General features: G+C 42.9%; 17 protein-coding genes and 1 pseudogene. 8 read left to right on the forward strand and 10 right to left on the reverse strand.

Going from position 1 to position 18,529, the window contains the following annotated elements; translation table 11 throughout:
* Positions 1 to 7 precede the first annotated feature (7 nt).
* Together SWP_RS02375 and yjgA are read right to left on the reverse strand one after the other, a co-directional pair.
* Positions 8 to 2,539, reverse strand: coding sequence for an Ig-like, group 1 (locus tag SWP_RS02375; protein WP_020910729.1), 2,532 nt, complete (start codon positions 2,537 to 2,539; stop codon positions 8 to 10).
* A 148-nt stretch (positions 2,540 to 2,687) separates the two neighbouring features.
* Positions 2,688 to 3,230 (reverse strand): ribosome biogenesis factor YjgA, encoded by a 543-nt coding sequence (yjgA, locus tag SWP_RS02380; protein WP_020910730.1) that lies wholly within the window; start codon positions 3,228 to 3,230, stop codon positions 2,688 to 2,690.
* Positions 3,231 to 3,401: 171 nt separating this feature from the next.
* Here yjgA and pmbA point away from each other — a divergent pair, with 171 nt between their 5' ends.
* A complete protein-coding gene (gene pmbA, locus SWP_RS02385) occupies positions 3,402 to 4,742 on the forward strand; it encodes a metalloprotease PmbA (protein WP_020910731.1) in 1,341 nt (446 codons plus the stop codon).
* A gap of 69 nt (positions 4,743 to 4,811) precedes the next feature.
* Here pmbA and SWP_RS02390 read toward each other — a convergent pair whose 3' ends face one another.
* A complete protein-coding gene (locus tag SWP_RS02390; protein ID WP_228371102.1) occupies positions 4,812 to 6,056 on the reverse strand; it encodes an alpha/beta fold hydrolase in 1,245 nt (414 codons plus the stop codon).
* A 190-nt stretch (positions 6,057 to 6,246) separates the two neighbouring features.
* Between SWP_RS02390 and SWP_RS02395 the strand changes: the two genes are divergently transcribed.
* From SWP_RS02395 to SWP_RS02415, 5 genes and pseudogenes are all read left to right on the forward strand, one after another.
* A complete protein-coding gene (locus SWP_RS02395) occupies positions 6,247 to 6,591 on the forward strand; it encodes a metalloregulator ArsR/SmtB family transcription factor (protein WP_044555587.1) in 345 nt (114 codons plus the stop codon).
* A gap of 50 nt (positions 6,592 to 6,641) precedes the next feature.
* Positions 6,642 to 7,667 (forward strand): ACR3 family arsenite efflux transporter, encoded by a 1,026-nt coding sequence (gene arsB / locus SWP_RS02400; RefSeq protein ID WP_020910734.1) that lies wholly within the window; start codon positions 6,642 to 6,644, stop codon positions 7,665 to 7,667.
* 118 nt (positions 7,668 to 7,785) lie between these two features.
* The gene (locus SWP_RS02405) at positions 7,786 to 8,796 is read left to right on the forward strand and encodes an ArsJ-associated glyceraldehyde-3-phosphate dehydrogenase (protein WP_020910735.1); all 1,011 of its coding nucleotides are present in this window, start codon (positions 7,786 to 7,788) and stop codon (positions 8,794 to 8,796) included.
* A 102-nt stretch (positions 8,797 to 8,898) separates the two neighbouring features.
* A pseudogene (gene arsJ / locus SWP_RS02410) lies at positions 8,899 to 10,124 on the forward strand (organoarsenical effux MFS transporter ArsJ).
* Between the two features lie 410 nt (positions 10,125 to 10,534).
* Entirely contained in the window at positions 10,535 to 11,905 is a 1,371-nt protein-coding gene (locus tag SWP_RS02415) for an alanine/glycine:cation symporter family protein (RefSeq protein WP_020910739.1), read from the forward strand.
* 87 nt (positions 11,906 to 11,992) lie between these two features.
* Here the strand turns inward: SWP_RS02415 and SWP_RS02420 are convergent, their stop codons facing one another.
* The 5 genes from SWP_RS02420 to SWP_RS02445 all read right to left on the reverse strand — a co-directional run bounded on the left by SWP_RS02420 (position 11,993) and on the right by SWP_RS02445 (position 16,040).
* A complete protein-coding gene (locus tag SWP_RS02420) occupies positions 11,993 to 12,172 on the reverse strand; it encodes a hypothetical protein (protein WP_044555588.1) in 180 nt (59 codons plus the stop codon).
* Between the two features lie 1,062 nt (positions 12,173 to 13,234).
* Positions 13,235 to 13,930: a TorF family putative porin gene (locus SWP_RS02430; RefSeq protein ID WP_020910741.1), complete on the reverse strand. Its 696-nt coding sequence runs from the start codon at positions 13,928 to 13,930 to the stop codon at positions 13,235 to 13,237.
* 428 nt (positions 13,931 to 14,358) lie between these two features.
* Positions 14,359 to 14,631: an HU family DNA-binding protein gene (locus SWP_RS02435; RefSeq protein WP_020910742.1), complete on the reverse strand. Its 273-nt coding sequence runs from the start codon at positions 14,629 to 14,631 to the stop codon at positions 14,359 to 14,361.
* 137 nt (positions 14,632 to 14,768) lie between these two features.
* Complete coding sequence (locus SWP_RS02440; RefSeq protein WP_020910743.1) at positions 14,769 to 15,566, reverse strand: response regulator; 798 nt, start codon at positions 15,564 to 15,566, stop codon at positions 14,769 to 14,771.
* A gap of 87 nt (positions 15,567 to 15,653) precedes the next feature.
* The gene (locus SWP_RS02445; protein ID WP_052634154.1) at positions 15,654 to 16,040 is read right to left on the reverse strand and encodes a hypothetical protein; all 387 of its coding nucleotides are present in this window, start codon (positions 16,038 to 16,040) and stop codon (positions 15,654 to 15,656) included.
* A gap of 176 nt (positions 16,041 to 16,216) precedes the next feature.
* Between SWP_RS02445 and SWP_RS02450 the strand changes: the two genes are divergently transcribed.
* Complete coding sequence (locus SWP_RS02450) at positions 16,217 to 16,726, forward strand: DUF4240 domain-containing protein (RefSeq protein WP_020910745.1); 510 nt, start codon at positions 16,217 to 16,219, stop codon at positions 16,724 to 16,726.
* A 91-nt stretch (positions 16,727 to 16,817) separates the two neighbouring features.
* On the opposite strand, the gene SWP_RS02455 is transcribed toward SWP_RS02450, so the two are convergent.
* The gene (locus SWP_RS02455) at positions 16,818 to 17,126 is read right to left on the reverse strand and encodes a hypothetical protein (protein WP_020910746.1); all 309 of its coding nucleotides are present in this window, start codon (positions 17,124 to 17,126) and stop codon (positions 16,818 to 16,820) included.
* 288 nt (positions 17,127 to 17,414) lie between these two features.
* Positions 17,415 to 17,720, reverse strand: a complete 306-nt coding sequence (locus tag SWP_RS02460) for a hypothetical protein (protein ID WP_044555591.1) — start codon at positions 17,718 to 17,720, stop codon at positions 17,415 to 17,417.
* A gap of 256 nt (positions 17,721 to 17,976) precedes the next feature.
* Here SWP_RS02460 and SWP_RS02465 point away from each other — a divergent pair, with 256 nt between their 5' ends.
* Positions 17,977 to 18,516, forward strand: a complete 540-nt coding sequence (locus tag SWP_RS02465; RefSeq protein WP_020910749.1) for a DUF3016 domain-containing protein — start codon at positions 17,977 to 17,979, stop codon at positions 18,514 to 18,516.
* Positions 18,517 to 18,529 lie beyond the last annotated feature (13 nt).

An 18,529-nucleotide genomic window follows, 5' to 3' on the forward strand; every position in this document is an offset into this window, starting at 1 on the left:
GGTAGTGTTAAGTGCCTGTGAGCTCAACCGCAAAACCGATGCTAGATTTCACCGACTTTGGTGTATCGACGTCAATGGATACTTGGCTAGTCTTGGCTGGTTCACCACTGCTAGCGGGATCTATATCATTAGTTAGCGTGAAACCAGTGGTCGTTCCGCCAATACCGTTGCGGTTAGGTACAGTGTAAGCATCGGCGGTAAGTTCACCCTGATTGGCGGTGGTATTGAGTGTCGTGTCAACAGGCATGATTTGGTTGGCACTGTCGAAGAAGCGAATGCTGAAGGTGGATGAGGCGCCTGCTGGAATTGCATTGGTTACAATCGCAGCAGCATCATCACCATCACTATAGATAGTAATGCCATCTTGTTTTATTTCGAAATGAGCCTGCGAGCCTGACATGGTCAAAATAAGCGCCTTGCGGATATAAGTCTTGTTGGCTAAACCTTCACCACATAAGCTGGTGCTGTCACACTGAGGGCCGTTGAATTTGCCATCGGTTGCAGTGTAACTATCTTTGGCTGCAGTATTAAAGTAAGGTTCGCCAGAGGTATGAGTATAAGATTCATCATCATCTCTGAATGCATCGCCAAGGTCGCTAAAACCACCCGCATGGTATGTTTCAATGTCCATACCATTGCCTGAACAAGCCACGGCATTGCCATCTCTATCCAAACAGGCTAAAGCCACTGAGCCGCCGTCGGCATCATCAAATATGTTATTACCATTGGTATCGAAAAAAGTTTCGTGACCAAGAGCGTAGGCCAAAATCGTAATACGGTGATCTGGCACTCTTGGGCTGGCAGAGGTCCATTCAACACTACAGGCACCATTTACAGTTAAACAGCTAGAAACAATTTGCCCGCCTTCAGCGGTAAAGTTAATGGTGGTGTCATCGGGCGCTGGGTTACCAAAGCTGTCTGAGGCGTAGGTGGTAATAGAGACTTTCTCTCCATTGAAATCCCCAGCTTCTGGATTGGATATTGATGCCGATGCGCTAAATCCAAGTTGTTGCGGTAAACCTGTATTAATACTCAATTGCTCTGACTGTGTCGTGACGCTCTCATCATCAGTACCCATCGCAGTTGCAAGTACGCGAACAGGCGTTGGAATTGTGCCGGAAAGCACGCTGGCGCTGACCAAGCCACTAGAGTTACTGGTATTGCTAATTGTTGTGTCACCGTTGGAGAAGCTAATCCCACCGACACTCGTATCGAGAGAGAAGTCGACTTGCTGTTGTGCAATAGCTTGACCATTGGCATCTGACACTTTGAAGGTGATCAGTGACGATTCGCTTGAACCTGTGCCACCTGTACCTTTAATGCGGATTGAAGTTGGCTCTGCTGATACAAAGCTTAAGTTAGCTAATGTTTGGCTTGCGAGTGAGAAATCAAGGTTGGCAGCGATGCTTTGGTTGCCTGCAACCACTGTTGCAGTGATCTGGTCATCGCGTTCGCTATTACCGCTGCAACTGCTGTTCTGGAAAGTAGAACTGGCTGTGCCTGAAAGTGAGGTCACTGGTGAGTCGATACTGGCACTATTACTTAATACACAGCTTGAGCTGAAACTTACACTGGTAGGAGTTTGTAGCCGAGTGTAGCTGCCATCATCGTTTTTTGTTGCTAAATCAGCAGTGACACCGAAGGTGCCGCCAGCGCTAACCATGTATTTGCCATCAACGAGTGGTAATGTTGTGGCTAATTGGTTTTCTGTAAATGTTGCACCATCAGCAGAGAAACTGCCGATAACAATTATACCCTCTTCACTGACTGCATCTTTTGCCAATACTTCATAAAGACCAGAGCTTTGATATGTTTTACCGTCACTCTCTAACGTTACCGACATGTTTGCTGCACCGAGTTCACTTTCTGTTGGGGTATAACTTACTTGAGCGATACCGTTTTCTTTAGTGAGTGCAGAATTTGGCGTTAGCGTTACACTACCGGCCACGAAAGTTGCCATTTTTCCGGCAACGCCTAAGCCCTGTTCATCCAAAAACTGTGCTTGCAGTTGTACTGTCTCTTCAGCTTTGAATTGAGTCACTATGGTAGTGCCATTAATGATGGCGCTATTTAAGCTAAATGTTGGCTCTGACGGCGATGTGGCTGAGGTGAATTCGAAATTACGAGTGCCACTGGCTGTATTTTCATTTTCAGAGAAGTTTGCTGTTAGAGTGCCTGCACCTTCATTTGCAGCTGAATGACTAACAATGACTTCGGCTAGACCACTGCTGTTGGTCAATTTTGTTGCCGCTGAAAGCTCGCCAAAGCTGGTTGAGAAGGCGATAAGCTTACCATTACGGTCACTGCCAGCTTGCTTAAGGTGAGCGACTGCACAGAATGAACTATCGGCACTGAAACTAAGTGCATCAGTAGCTTCTGCACATTGTCCGTCAACCACAGTTTTATAGCTTAAAGACAGGCTATAAACACCGCTATTATCGGTATCTTCATTATCGCCTGAGGCGCCATTACAACCACTTAAGGCTGATAAACATAAAAGAGTAACAGGGAGGGCGGCCAGCTTTTTGGTGAGGCGCATTCGCAAATTCCTTGTGCAACTATATACAGTAATGTTTGAAGGGGAGTTGTGTAGTCATATATAGGTCTATTTTCACCCTATTTGACCAAAAAAATAGCTCTCTGAATAAACTACTTATTCAGGGAGCTAATGTCTAGATTAGTCACGCTTATTCTGTGATTTCGTTACGTAAATATTTACTTAACTCTTTCGCTGTTTTCGACAGAGTAATATCAGCATTTTTAGTCAGTTCTTTCTTTGCCTGACGTACAAACTGACGTAACTTCTGTCTATCAAGCTGTGGATGCTTCTCTATTAATGCTTGAATCGCAGGATCGCCTTCGTTCAGCAGCTGATCACGCGTCTTGTCTGCAACGTTAGTTTTAGCGCTTTCATTGCTGTTTTGATTCAATACATTTTTCATTGCGAGCTGTAGCTCTTCAATGTCGACGTAGCGCATCAATTTGCCAATATATTGCAGGTGACGACGATAGGCTTCAGTATTGATCTTAATCGTCTTCGCTTTTAATACGTTGTCATAAACTATTTCATCTAGATTGAGTCTCTCAATCTGACTTTTACTAAGTAAAATCAATTTTTTACCTAGTTCTTGATAGATGACGATCTCACGCTTAGCATCTGCTCTGCTTTCGTAATCATCATTTTTGTCATAGGGCTGGTGGAAGTGTTCTGAGTCACCGACAATCTTCATATCTTAAATCTCTTACAAATACTAAGATAATAATAACATTTATAAAGCCAGTTGACCTGTCAATTTTTGGCCTAACCTAATTAGAGCGATCTAAAAGCTAAAGTTATTTAATGTGATTGGTTTTTGGGTTTGTTATGCTTATGTCATTACCGATTATTGAAGAGTAGATTTGTGTCCTCACCTAGCATTGATATCGAATTAGTTCCCCTTAAAGACGCCGTTTCAATAGCGTTGGAATATGCCAAGACCTTAGGTACTTCTGGTGCAGAAGTTGCGATTAGCAAGCAGCAAGGCCTCTCTGTTTCTACTCGCATGAAAGAAGTTGAGACGGTAGAGTTTAATAAAGATGGTGCTTTGGGGATCACGCTATTTAGGGATGGTTGCAAGGGCAGCTCCTCAACCTCAGATCTTAGCCCCGCAGCCATTAAACAAGCGGTAAAAGCGGCTGATGATATTGCACGCTTTACTTCTGCGGACCCTTTTAATGGCCTTGCTGAAAAGTCATTGATGGCGACTGATTTGCCTGATCTTGACCTTTATCACCCTGAGACTGTTTCGCCTGAAGAGTTAACGCGTATTGCGATTTTGGCTGAAGAGGCTTGTCTTGATGTTGATGATCGTGTGCAGATATCCGATGGGGCTAGCGCTAACGCTCATTCAAGTGTCAAAGTTTATGGTAACAGCCATGGATTCTTACATGGTTATTGTAGCTCTCGATATAGTCTAAGTTGTGTGGCTATTGGTGAAAACGATAACGGCATGCAGCGTGATTATGATTATACGGTTGCCAGAAAATACGCTGATATGTTGGCGCCTGAGTTGATCGGTAGGAAAGCTGCTACCAAGACTGCCAGCAGATTGGGTGGGCGTAAAATTCCTACTACTGAGTTACCAGTACTTTTTTCACCTGAGATAGCAACGGGCTTGATGGGGCATTTAGTCGGCGCCATTAGCGGTGGCAGTATTTATCGTAAATCCAGCTTCCTATTAGATGCGGTTGATACTCAAGTCTTTCCTGATTGGTTTAGTATTGAAGAGCAACCACTGTTAAAAGGTGCACTAGCCAGCGCTGCCTACGACAGTGAAGGTGTTGGCACTCAAGAGCGTAAAATTATCGACAATGGTCGTTTAGCAACGTACCTGCTAACAAGTTACTCGGCTAGAAAGCTTGGACTAACCAACACGGGGCACGCGGGTGGGATTTATAATTGGACATTGTCTTCAACTGGACAAACATTTGACCAACTCGTTCAAGAGATGGGGACAGGGCTGATTGTCACTGAAGTGATGGGGCAAGGGGTCAATACGGTGACAGGTGATTACTCACGAGGCGCTGCAGGCTTTTATGTCGAGAATGGCGTTATCTTGTACCCAGTGGAAGAGATCACTATCGCGGGTAATCTAAAAGATATGTATAGCAATATTGTGGCAGTGGCAAAAGATAGAGATCTTCGTTCATCAATTCGCACAGGCGGAATTTTGATGGATAAAATGAAGATCGCTGGTAGCTAGGTTATTCGTTGTTTGCTATGCCCGTTATACCTGAACAAAAAAGGCTTCCTCTGGAAGCCTTTTTTGTGGTTATCTTTCGGCATGGGCCTTCTCGCTCTCCTGCCAAAAGCTTTTGAGTGTTCGGATTAGCTGGTCATTACTAAGAATGCTGACATGATCTTCATTTAATCCATAAACTTTGACAGCTCGTTGTTGGGCTTTATCATTCAGCTGGCTCGCTAGGCTAATGACACCATCGCTACTCTCTTGGTTTAGAAATCCACTCATCTTATAGCCAAAAATTAACAGATGTGGCGGTGTTGTAGAGTGAAGCTCGCTGCTGGAGAAAAGCTTGGCAACAAAATCACTACTCGGGGCTAAGTCACGCCATGCTGGCATGACAACAGGGGCGTAATCAATGCCGCTTTGAGCTGAGCTGACTCCGCCAAAAGGGCTAGATATTGAAGTGAAGCTGGCAATATCATTACAACCTAATTGGTTTCGGCAAAGGTCGAGGTAAGCTTGAGCCACTAATCCGCCCATGCTGTGAGCCACTAAGTGTAGAGTTTTCACATTATAGCGATAGTCGATTATTTTAATCAGGCTGTTAAGGCCATTAGCTAATAATTCAAGCGGTAAACCGCTGGGGTAGTTCATTACCCAAACTTGATAATTCCGTCTATCGATGTTGGCAAGCAGTGGCGTAAAGTCTCTAGCTGTTCCGCTCATGCCGTGAATGAAAAGGATAGGCGTTTTATTGCTATCAAACTCATCAAGAAAGAACACGCCACTGTTACCCTCAAGCAGATGAGTAACGGGTTTCCACATACCAAGATTAGCCGTTTCACGATCGAATTTTTCTTCCGTTAGCTGAGCTTTTTCACCTATTTTAGCCGGGCTAATTTTTACGTCGACTAGGTTAACGAGTGGTCTATCAATCAGTGCTGTTGGCGGAGCCCCCTCCGTCTTGCTGAGCGTTATTGTACGTTTAGGGTTATTGCTCTTTCCCGTCAATTCGGTAATTGAAAAAGCTTCACCAACTTGAAAGCGCAAGTCATGATTTACATCGTTGAAAGTAAATAGATATTTGCTAAGAGCATCTGTCGTTACAGTAATCTGTTTGTTGCCAATAACGACTTCGTAGCCATCAATAGTTTCAGCATCGACTTGTTGCAGTAGCACTAACACAAATGATTCCACTTGATGCTCAGACTCGATATTAACCTGATATTCGACATAAACTTGCTCCAGCATGTCGACCTCTTTGGCCAGATCTCGAAAATTGGCACAGCCGCTGAGCAAAATTATGAGCGCTACAGTTAAAAACATTTCCATTATTTTCATTGCTATGACATGAATACAATTTTAAAAATCATATAGATAACTTAGCAGTAAACTGATCTAAAGCTCAATTTTCACGACTATTTTGCTACTTTTTCAAATTCAAACTTGAATATGCAGTAAAACATATATACTATTTTTCATATGTTCAGTCTCTAGTACTTATACTCTTCGGGTAATGAAAATGACACCTTTAACGTTTTTTAAGGCGATGGCCGACGACACTCGACTGCGCAGCTTATTACTGATACAGGCAGAAACAGAGCTTTGTGTTTGTGAGTTGATGACGGCGCTGGATGAGATCCAGCCAAAAGTATCTCGCCACCTAGCACAACTGCGCAAACTGGGATTATTGGTTGATAGACGCCAAGGCCAATGGGTTTTTTATCGAGTTAACCCAGAACTACCTTCGTGGGTAAATGAGGTTCTAATGACGTTAGCAAAACAGCAAAATGAGATTATCAAAGATAACTTAAGTCAGCTTAAGCAAATGGGCGATCGTCCTGAACGTACTAAAAAATGCTGCTAACAGGCAGCTATTTTTATTCTGTTTCACTATTTTAAATTAGGTCAGATGTTATGGGTATTTTTGAGCGTTATTTAAGTGTTTGGGTTGGGCTAGCAATTGTGGCTGGTGTGGTGTTAGGAAACTTGTCTCCAGACTCTTTTGCCATTGTAGCAGGGCTTGAGTATGCCCATGTTAATTTGGTTATCGCAGTGCTTATCTGGGTCATGATCTACCCGATGATGGTGCAGATCGATTTCTCAGCGGTAAAGGATGTCGGTAAGAGCCCGAAAGGATTAATACTGACCTTGGTGATTAACTGGTTGATTAAACCCTTTACTATGGCGGCATTAGGTTGGCTATTTTTCAAAGTATTCTTTGTCGAGTTTGTTGATCCACAAACTGCCAGTGAATATATTGCCGGCATGATATTGCTTGGGGTGGCGCCGTGTACGGCAATGGTTTTTGTTTGGAGCCAGTTAACTAAAGGTGACCCTAATTACACTTTAGTGCAAGTGTCGGTGAATGATCTGGTCATGGTTGTCGCTTTTGCACCTATCACCGCTCTGTTACTGGGCGTTAGTGATATTCAAGTGCCTTGGGCTACATTATTGTCATCTGTTGGCTTGTATGTGGTTTTGCCATTAGTGGCAGGTGCTATTACTCGGCACCTTTTACAAAAAAAGGGCAGTGATGCTCAGCTGAATGCATTTATTGCCAACTTAAAACCTTGGTCAATGGTTGGATTATTAGCGACGGTTGTATTGTTATTTGGCTTTCAGGCTGAGACCATTATTGCGCAGCCGCAAGATATATTTCTCATCGCAATCCCATTAATGATCCAAACTTATGGCATTTTCTTTATCGCTTTTTATGCAGCGAGAAAGCTCAAGCTAACGCATAAAATTGCCGCACCAGCATGCATGATTGCCACTTCCAACTTTTTCGAACTAGCAGTAGCCGTCGCTATCTCTTTATTCGGGCTACACTCTGGTGCAGCGCTAGCTACGGTGGTTGGTGTGCTCGTAGAGGTGCCTGTAATGTTGTCGCTGGTGGCAATTGCTAATCGCAGTCGACATATGTTTGCTGATGAGGCTTAGGCCGTTATCACTGAATATGGCAGATGCCGTATCGGAAATAGTTTTGAACGCTAGTCTTGAGCATGAACTCGATCGCTAGCACTACTTACATGATTAAATAACAGGTAAAGAGATCACTATGACAATCAAAATTGGTATCAATGGCTTTGGTAGAATGGGGCGTTTAGCACTACGTTCAGCTTGGCATCATAGCGATGTTGAGTTCGTACAGATTAATGATCCCGCTGGCGATGCGGCGACATTAGCCCATCTACTGACTTTTGACTCTATCCATGGCCGCTGGTCTGAAGAAGCGACTGCAGAGGGGGAAAGTATTGTTGTTGGTGATAAACGGATCGCAACTAGCCGCAATAACACTATTGAGGCAACAGATTGGTCTGGTTGTGACGTGGTCATTGAAGCCTCTGGCGTTATGAAGACCAAAGCCTTACTGCAAGCTTACTTGGATCAAGGTGTTAAAAGAGTTGTGGTTACTGCACCTGTTAAAGAGGAAGGGGTGCTTAATATTGTTATGGGAGTGAATCATCAACTTTATAACAAAGATATTCATCCGATTGTGACCGCCGCATCATGCACCACTAACTGCTTGGCGCCAGTGGTAAAAGTTATTCATGAAAAAATAGGCATAAAGCACGGTTCGATGACAACCATTCATGACATTACCAATACGCAGACGATTCTAGATGCCCCCCATAAAGACCTTAGGCGCGCACGCGCTTGCGGTTTGAGCCTCATCCCGACAACCACTGGCAGTGCTACGGCGATTACTCATATTTTCCCTGAGTTAAAAGGGAAGTTAAACGGTCATGCAGTACGTATTCCTCTTGCCAATGCCTCGTTGACCGATTGCGTATTTGAAGTTGAGCGCGATACCACTGAAGCTGAAGTTAATGCGCTGCTGCAAGAAGCGGCACAGGGTGAGTTAAAAGACATTCTAGGCTTTGAAGAGCGCCCTTTGGTTTCTGTTGATTACAAAACAGACCCTCGTTCGAGCATTATAGATGCGCCATCAACCATGGTTGTTAATGGCACGCAAGTTAAGCTCTATGTATGGTACGACAATGAGTGGGGTTACGCTAATCGCACCGCAGAGCTAGCGATTATGGTCGGTCAACAAGATCAGGAATAGCCTGGCCGCCAAAGAGTAGGGGCTGTCTGTATATTGCTGAGCTGCTTGATTTCTATTGGTCAGTGATTACTGTGGTTTTTGAAAAAACTTAGGTTGATAAACGTGTTAGAAAAATATCGTGCTTTACCTGAAAGTGTTCGGCAGTACTTGTTAGTTACTGCTAACTACTGGGCCTTTACACTCACCGACGGTGCGCTGCGTATGTTGGTGGTGTTGCACTTCTATGACCTAGGTTATACACCTCTTGCCATTGCAATGCTGTTTCTGTTCTATGAGATTTTCGGCGTTATCACCAACCTAGTCGGTGGTTGGCTAGGGGCAAGGCTTGGGCTAAATCGCACCATGAATATTGGCTTGGGGCTGCAAATTGCCGCACTGTCTATGTTATTGCTACCAACCGCTATGTTGACCGTACCTTGGGTGATGGCTGCACAGGCTCTTTCTGGGATAGCTAAAGATCTCAACAAAATGAGTGCCAAAAGTGCGATAAAGACTCTGGTACCCAAAGATGCCGAAGATAAACTTTATCGTTGGGTAGCCATGCTAACAGGCTCGAAAAATGCTTTAAAAGGTGCAGGCTTCTTTCTTGGTGGAGTGTTGCTCACAGCGGCAGGCTTTACTGGTGCAATAGCGATTATGGCTGCTGCTTTGCTAGTGGTTTGGCTGTGGAGTCTAGTGAATTTGAAAGCTGATTTAGGTAAAGCTAAGTCTAAACCCAAATTCACTCAAATCTTTTCTAAGAGTGACAAGGTCAACATTCTCTCTGCTGCGAGGTTATTTTTATTTGCAGCCAGAGATGTTTGGTTCGTAATTGCACTGCCAGTGTTTCTTGCTAGCCAACTAAATTGGGAGCACAGCAGTGTCGGCGCTTTTCTCGCACTGTGGGTGATTGCTTATGGGATGGTGCAATCTATCGCGCCATCACTAACGACTAGAAAATCAGTGCCTGACGGCAGAGTCGCAACTATCTGGGCTGGGTTACTGGCGCTGGTGACCGCGGTATTAACTCTGGCAATCTATAGCACTTGGGTTGCTCCCCAAGTGGCCCTAATTGTTGGCTTGTTGTCTTCGGTGCAGTATTTGCCATCAACTCTTCATTGCATAGCTATTTGATTGTCAGCTACGCAGGGGATGATGGTGTCTCGCTCGACATTGGCTTTTACTATATGGCGAACGCTATGGGTAGGCTTATTGGCACTATATTGTCTGGCTGGGTATATCAAGTTGCTGGGCTTGGGGCGTGTTTAGCTATTTCTACAGCCTTCTTATTACTGACTTGGCTTATCTCTTTTAAGTTACCAAGAAAGTCATCAATCACTAACATCTAATAGCGTCATCGGGCGCTAGTATCATAATCTTCAAGCGCCTTTCTCTCATGTGGCCTTTTCAAAGGTGAACATTTCGTTGTACTCTGTTTGTTCGATGTATTTCGTTGACTTAAGTCACGTTACATTAGGAACTTTTGATCTTGCTCTTGTTATGGGGAAGATCAAAAAGCCTTATACCAATTGTATTAAAAGTTTGACCTTTCAGCGGCAATTCAAAATGCTGTAGGCAAGCAGTGGGATCTGAGCTAATAGTTATTCTATATCCAAATCCCATAGCGAAGTCTAGAGCGTATATTGACCCCTGCACTATGTGAGGGGCTCTGAACTGGCCAAATACTTAATACAATTGGTATTACATAAAAATAAAACGATAAAAATAACTACAAATAATCTGTATCAACGAGGTTTGAATGGAAGCTATTACTGAATTTGTTGGCATGATCAACGGCGTAGTATGGGGTACTCCTATGCTCGTCATGATCTTAGGGGTGGGGTTATTCCTCACTTTTGGTTTACGCCTAATGCCAATCTTAAAACTGGGCACTGGCTTTAAACTGCTTTGGTCAGGCCGTATTCCTGATAAAGACAAAAAAATGAAAGGTGAGATTAGCCCGTTTAACGCGCTAATGACGTCATTATCAGCCACCATTGGTACTGGTAATATTGCAGGCGTTGCAACTGCCATTTTTATTGGCGGACCAGGGGCGCTATTTTGGATGTGGTGTACGGCATTAGTCGGCATGGCCACCAAGTTTGCCGAAGCGGTATTAGCGGTTAAATACCGTGAAGTTGATGACAATGGTAACCACGTGGGTGGCCCAATGTACTACATCAAGAATGGTCTAGGTTCAAAGTGGGCTTGGTTAGGTACAGCGTTTGCACTATTTGGTTCTCTAGCAGGTTTCGGTATTGGTAATACTGTACAGGCTAATTCAGTGGCTGATGCATTAAGCAGTAACTTTGGCGTACCTACTTGGGTGACTGGTTTGATATTAATGGTCTTAGTAGGTGCTGTATTAATGGGGGGCATTAAGCGTATTGCTGATGTTGCCGGTAAGCTTGTACCTATTATGACCATTTTTTATATCGCAGCAGGTATTGCGGTATTGGTGGTTTATGCTGCAGAAATTCCAGCGGCAATTGAATTGATTATTCACAGTGCATTTAATCCTGTCGCTGCGCAAGGTGGCTTTGCTGGTGCTGCGGTATGGGCGGCAATTCGCTTTGGTGTGGCTCGTGGTGTGTTTTCCAACGAGGCGGGCCTTGGTAGTGCGCCGATTGCACACGCTGCAGCTCAAACGAACAATCCTGTGGCTCAGGGTTTAGTCGCTATGTTAGGTACCTTCATTGATACTTTGATCGTTTGTACCATTACAGGTTTGGCGATTATAGTGTCAGGGGCATGGACATCAGGTGAGAACGGCGCAGCACTCACTTCGTTTGCTTTTTCCCATGCATTCCCGTTAGGTAACTATGTGGTCGCAATTGCTTTGTCAGTTTTCGCATTTACCACTATTTTGGGCTGGAGTTTCTATTGTGAGAAGTGTGTACAGTTCCTGTTTGGTGTTAAAGCGATTAAGCCGTTTAGGATCCTTTGGGTGATCGTGGTGCCTTTAGGTGCAGTCAGCTCATTAGAGTTTATCTGGCTACTTGCAGATACGTTAAACGCAATGATGGCGATACCAAACTTAATCGCATTGGCATTACTAAGCCCTGTCGTGTTTGCGTTGACAAGAGAGTACTTTCTTAAGAAGCGTGAAACGGAAGCTGCTGAGTCGTAGTTTGTAATATAAGCCTACAATAGACTTGTTTCATAAAGCTCCTGGATGTTTTTCAGGAGCTTTTTTGTTGCGTTTATATCTTTGGTATTAAGCCCAGAACTCGTCATCGCCCATTGCTTGTTTTAGCTGGGTTCTTTCCAAGTAGGCTTCTAAGCGTTTTTTGACATCTTTCTTGTGCGCTAGATCATCAGCAGCCTTTTTGTTTTTAGGGGCTGTTAACGCTTCAATTTCTGCATCGTTGGGCACAAAATCTAGTATCTGAGCCATCACGAATTCCTCTTTAAGAAGTATCCATTCTCTTGGCATTTTGTATTGCCGAATCGTAAGAATGTTATTGATACTTATAGGTTAATAACAGATTTTCTCGTGCTCGCATTGGCATTGTTCACTGCCACATTAGTGAGCGCTTAAGAAGGAATTTAGCAGGCAATTAAATAAAAATATGCGATCTGTGTAACAAAATTACAGTTTCATTGATTCGATGGTTTAAAGTTCTAGCAAACGCTAGTGAACATGAAATTAAATAACGTTAAACGGCGCTGTTTTAGTGTTGATATAAGCGCTTTTTGATGGGGTATATCGCTCAGTATATCCCCTTTCGCGATCAGCGAGAGTATCTATCTTCGCTCATCTTTGCTTTTGTCCCTTCTGTATTTGACCTACTGGGAGGGGATGTAGTTAGCGTGTCAGGAACATACTTGAACATGTTGCTTACAAGCGTAGTGATTTTGCGTTCAAGCATTGTTATACCAATTGCATTAAGTATTTGAGCAGTTCAGAACCCCTCAGTCTTTTCAATTCAAAGCGCATTGGTAAAGAAATGGTTATTCTCTTTTAAGCCAATGCAAAGCAGAAATGGAAAGGCTGAGGGGCTCACGTAGTGCGGCTGAGGTTAAACAAATTGGCAAACGCTGTATGCTTCGCTATGGGGTTTGGGTATACGACTAAATGGTTTATTTTGTTCCATACAAAATAAGACATTCCGGCCCTCCTTGGCGGTCAGATTTAGGAGGTACGAGACCAAGGATGGTCGAAGGTAGAATAATGCAGGAGCAATTATCGAGAGCGAAGCAGGATGCCAGAGCCGAGAATAACTATTAGCTCAAATCCCACTACGTGCCTACAGCGTTTTGAATTGCCGCTGAATGGTCAAACTTTTAATGCAATTGGTATTAATGCTGCATCGGACCCACTAAAGTTCGACCATAGGGAGTGTTTTTGGCTACTTGCTTCTGATTGTATTAAATTGGAATTAAATCATGCATGGCTGTTGAACCAGCTCGCCAAAAACACTCTGAGTGGAGCTATTTCTAATGTAAAACTTAGTTGCTAGAGGTCAAAGCTATAGCTGTAACCGAGCAGCACTTTGGCATCATCTTCTTCAAGATCTGTGTCGCTCACCATAAAAGAGACGGTGCCAAAGTCGGTATCTTTACTGAGAGACAGTGAGTAGTCGGCATAGTTGTCTGTACCGTACCAAGCGCTAACCACATCTCCTGTTGAATAACCGTAATGAGCGGCAATTGAAAGAGTATCAGATAGAGGGAAAGTTAAGGTTGTTTGTAGGTATCCCATATCTTTCTCATCGAGTGTAGGGTCGCCTGTGACATCGTCACCCGCATTCACAACATGGGCGTAGCTGACTTCAATCCATTTCCAGCTGGCAGCTAGCGTCACTTCGCCAAAATCAACACTGTCATCAGCATCAGGGTAGGCGTAGTAGAGATAACTGATATCGTAACCAAACTCGTCCCTACGCTGCCTGCAAACCCCAGCATAGAAGTCAATCTCGTAGCTTGTCTCATTACCAAAATCGACATTGGATGCCCATGTTCCTGCGTAGAAGCCCACATCATGGCTATAATCAATTCCACCTTGAACTGCAACAGCATCATCTGTTTGAGTTATACCGCGCCACAAATAGTTAGATGTTGCACCAATATTGGCTTCAACGGCAGCATGTGCTGAAACACTCAGCAATGCAGTTGTGGTAATAACAGCTGTACCTATTAATAGCTTGTTCATTCTCTTCCCCTAGAATAATCATTTTTGTCATTGTCGTGGAGGATAAAGCAAAGACCAAGCCAGAAATTTTCATGTTATAAAACAGCTGTTTAATTATGCAGCTACTATGTCTGTAAGTAGAATTGAATCAATCTAGGGCAGAGGGCACTGGTTTAGTGCAATATTACAGCAGTTCTATTAACTGTATTAGTCTCTGTTCATACTGTGGGAATATTAAGTGCAGAAGGCAAGGCGAATTTGCGGTTAATCGCTGTCAGTAGGCCTTCATTGGCCTGGTCTCTCCTCTATCTGAAGGCCAAAGAAGACGGCAATAGCAAATTCTGTACGGAACAAGATAGAGCATTCGTCATATATTAAGAATTGTTGCAGGCAAAGGGCATAAAAAAACCTCCTTAGAGGAGGTTTTATATTAATCACAGAGATTGTGATTAGTTAACGCTATCTTTAAGCGTTTTACCCGCTTTAAACTTAGGTACTGTAGCCGCTGGGATCTGGATCTCTTTACCAGTCTGTGGGTTACGACCTGTGCGAGCTGCACGCTCTGAAGTTTCAAAAGAGCCAAAACCAACAATAGAGATTTTCTCTCCATTTTTCATCGCTTCTGCAACAGTTTCTTCAAAAGATTTTAATGCACGTGCGGCTTCAGCTTTCGTTAATTCCGCAGATTCAGCCATTTTTGCAACAAGTTCAGTCTTATTCATTTGAATCGTCTCTTCTTTCCGTAGATTTATTTGTTAGTAGCGCTATCTAACATGCCACAAGCTTTTGCATTTGAAAAGCGCTTTAAGCCTATGAAATAGCCTTTAAAGTCAAAAATAGGAACGATTTCTCAATTTTTCTACTCTTCGAGCAGTTGAAACAGGATTTGTTTGACCACTTGAGGCTCAAACGGTTTGTCACATAGTGCATTAACACCTGCTTGTGACACGTTACTTAAGTGGGTGTCATTGGCTTCTGATGACACCATCAGAATAGGAATATGAGATTGTTCGCTATCGTTGCGAATAAATTGTGTCAGTGCTAAACCGTCAACACTGGGCATATTATAATCGGTGATCACCAGATCAAACATCTGCTGTTGCATGATCTCAATCGCTTCTTGGCCATCTTGGGCTTCGGTAATCATACGTAAACCAAGGTTGGTGATTGTGCGCTTAATGACATTTCTTGCCATTTTACTATCATCGACCACCAGTACTCGTAGATCTTGTACATCGAAATGAGTCAGATCTAATTCATCGTGGCTAAGTAGGTCAATTGTTGCATTTAGTGCTTTGCCAAGATGACTTGAAGTAAATGGCTTTGGCAGAATGGCCACAACACCTGATTGTCGATAGCTTTCTAATTGCTCCCGGCGGTATTCGCTAGAGACTAGCATGAACTGAATGTCACTAAATTGCTCTGTTGATTTGAGTTGTTTGAGTAGCTCTAGGGCTGTACCGTCCTCAAAATGCATTGCACTGGTAATCAGATCAGGCTGATGGCGTTTAATGATACTGAGGGCCTGCTGAAGGTTAGTTGCTGTTTGGATCTGTTTGACGCCCTCTTGCTCTAACCGGTTTGCAATTATCTTTCGCTGAGTATCTGAAGGCTCAACCAGCAGAATTGACAGTTCACTCGGTTGTAAATCGCTCATATATAGCTTTACCACTTGTCGTTATTATTAGTTATATGGTTTGTCCACCGTATTATAATGCGATGGTAATACTTGTTAAATTGAAACTTATTCTTCTTGTTTTAAGTAATCTTTAGTCTTTTGACTAAAGGCAATCCAATATTGGAAGCTCATGGCAATTAATGCTGAGAAAACTATGGCACTAATAGGAATATCACGGCCTTGAAAAACCACTTTTACATCTTCCGGAGTAATTTGGTAAGCGATAACAGCTGCAGTGGCTAATGCTAATAGCGCTACGGTTTGAATCGCCAAATATATTTTGAGTACCACAGCAGCCCAATAGCGGCGCATTATAAGTCCATATAATACTGGGAAAACACCTAAAGTGAATAAGTCATAGGATTGGGTTGTCGCAGTGCGCCACAGAGCGGCAAAAGCCAGTAATACATAGATAAACATCAAAACTGCCAGCATGGGGTGAGGCTTCTTCATTGGCTTCCTAACTTTGTTGTATAAAAGGTTAATTCTTTGCTTAGACCGCAGTGAGTGTAAAAAAATCAGCGCTATGAGTCCACACTAGCGGGTTACTAATTGTCATTAGTTTGCTAACTCTTTTATTGAGGATTACGCTAGAATAGCGTCATAGCAACCGTATTTTAGAGAGCATAATGACAGAGTCACAGTTTTGGGAGCTGGTTAGCCGTACTTCTCCCACGCAAAATCAAACAGATTTGGCTGAAACATTGAAACAGAAACTTGAGCCTTTGAGTAATCAAGAGTTGCGTGATTTTGATAAAATCTTTGGCCAACAGATGCGCCGCAGCTATTCATGGACTGTTTGGGGCGCTGCTTACATCATCACAGGTTGTGATTCAGAGTACGCTTTTGCTGAATTTAGGTGCTTTTTGATATCTCTCGGTAAAGATTGGTACGACAAAGTTGTAGAGTCGCCCGATGAACTTGGCAATTTGACGCAATGGCCAGAGAAAGATGGCTATGCATACCCATTTTTAGATGAGTATGATTTGATCGCTGGTCAGCTTTACGAAGAGCGCGCCGATGATGAGCTGCCTTATGTGCCATCAGGACAAGCATCGCCAGCGGGAAAGAAGTTCTCTCATAAGAAAAAACAGCTAAAGGCTACTTATCCATTATTGAGCGCCGCCTTTCCGTTTTAAAAAGGCGCGCTGAATGAGTAATACCAATCAGTATAAATTGATATTAAATACAAAAAAACGAGGCTAGGCCTCGTTTTTTTTACTGTGATATCTATTCAGTACAAGCGCTAATTTCACTGTCGAAGTCATAACCGTGCGCTTCACATGTTAGCTCCATAAACTCCTCTTCAGAGTCGCTTACCTGCTCGTCAAACTCTGCTTGAAGTTTACTCTCTAGCTCTTGGTCTGATTGAGCTTGCTGTTCTGCAAGGATTTCAAAGTGTCCGTCGACTGCAGCTTGCTCGGCTGGAGTGAAGTCATTGGCACTTGCTTGGCCAATGAAGCTGAATGAGAAAAGTATTGCAGCAATAAATGCTAGACGACCTGAAAATGGTAGTTTTGTAATGTTTGAGTAGTTCATATTTGACTCCAAGTATTAATTAGTGACCAGTATAGGAACTGCTTTCTCTTAACTTGCACATATAGTGGCTTAGCTAAGAGGTTTTCCTCTGGGGATGCGTTTGCTTGATACGTATGTTATCGAATACTTCATGTACCAAAGCTGAACGAAAAGTGAGCAGAGGATTGTTTAACACTTGGAGTTTGTAAATGTGAATCTAAACAGCTAGTTAAATGTACATCTGTTTATTGTGAGTAACTGATAATTGTTACGATTAGAGATTGTGGGGTACCAATGCTGTTAACATTTTTATTCGTTAGTCATTGTTTCACAATGAAATCCTTGACGCATTGAATCAAAACTACAATTAAGACCGCACTCCCAAGTTGCATTATTCAGTTGTTTAGATTGCTGTTGAGAGAATGCCTTACAGCTAGAGTAATCATCAAAGTTGTCTTTTTTGTCGTATCCTCCCGAATTATAGCCACTCTTATATACGAAAGAGGACCAAGTCTCATAAGATGAACTCTGTTCTGACTCATTGATACTGACGATAGCCCAGGCTAGGGCAGAAAAAATGACGATCACTAAAATGATTGGAGCAAACTTTTGCATGAAAAAATCCAATTGATATAGATTATGAGCTGTTGCTGACAGGATAATATTTAGGCTTGAGAATGCAAACAAGTATTATCCCAAACTTGTCTAATCGTGAACTGATACAGATTGATGCAACAAATCGATATGTAGTGTGGTCTACTTATATAAGACTGGCTGAATATTAGACGTTTTATATTAAGGTGTGATTCAGCTAAAGGCGCTTATACTTGAGAAATAGAACATACCCTTTGTTTAACTGTGGAGCCAATATATGAATTTAAAATACTTACTCGTCGCAGGACTAATGTTATCAGGTTCAATGGTAACCACATCGGCAATGGCTACTGATGAAGCAGTTGAAAACCCGATTACTGAAGATGGTATTGTTAAAATTGAGTGGCAAGACCCAAAAAGTTTTCGTGATGTTAAGTCCAGCGGTGATATTCAATCTCGCTTTGAGGCTCGTACCTTTAAAGAGTTAACTAAAAACCTCAATAAGGAAGCGGCTAGAGTTCTAAAGCCAAACCAAAAGCTAGAAATGGTGGTTACTGATCTCGATTTAGCTGGTGATGTGAGACCTTCATTCGGGGCGACGACAAATGATCTTCGAGTCGTTAAAGATCTCTATCCACCGCGCATAACCTTTAGTTATAAAATCACTGAAGGTGAGCAAGTGATCATTGCGGGCGATGAGAAGCTGACTGACCTGAACTTTATGTACTCAATTAACAAGACCAATAGCAGACCAAATCGTTACGAAAATGCGCTATTGAAATCTTGGTTAAAAGATACCGTTGCACCCAAGATTTGATTCTCGTTAATCA

The organism is Shewanella piezotolerans WP3 (assembly GCF_000014885.1).
Taxonomy (GTDB): domain Bacteria; phylum Pseudomonadota; class Gammaproteobacteria; order Enterobacterales; family Shewanellaceae; genus Shewanella; species Shewanella piezotolerans.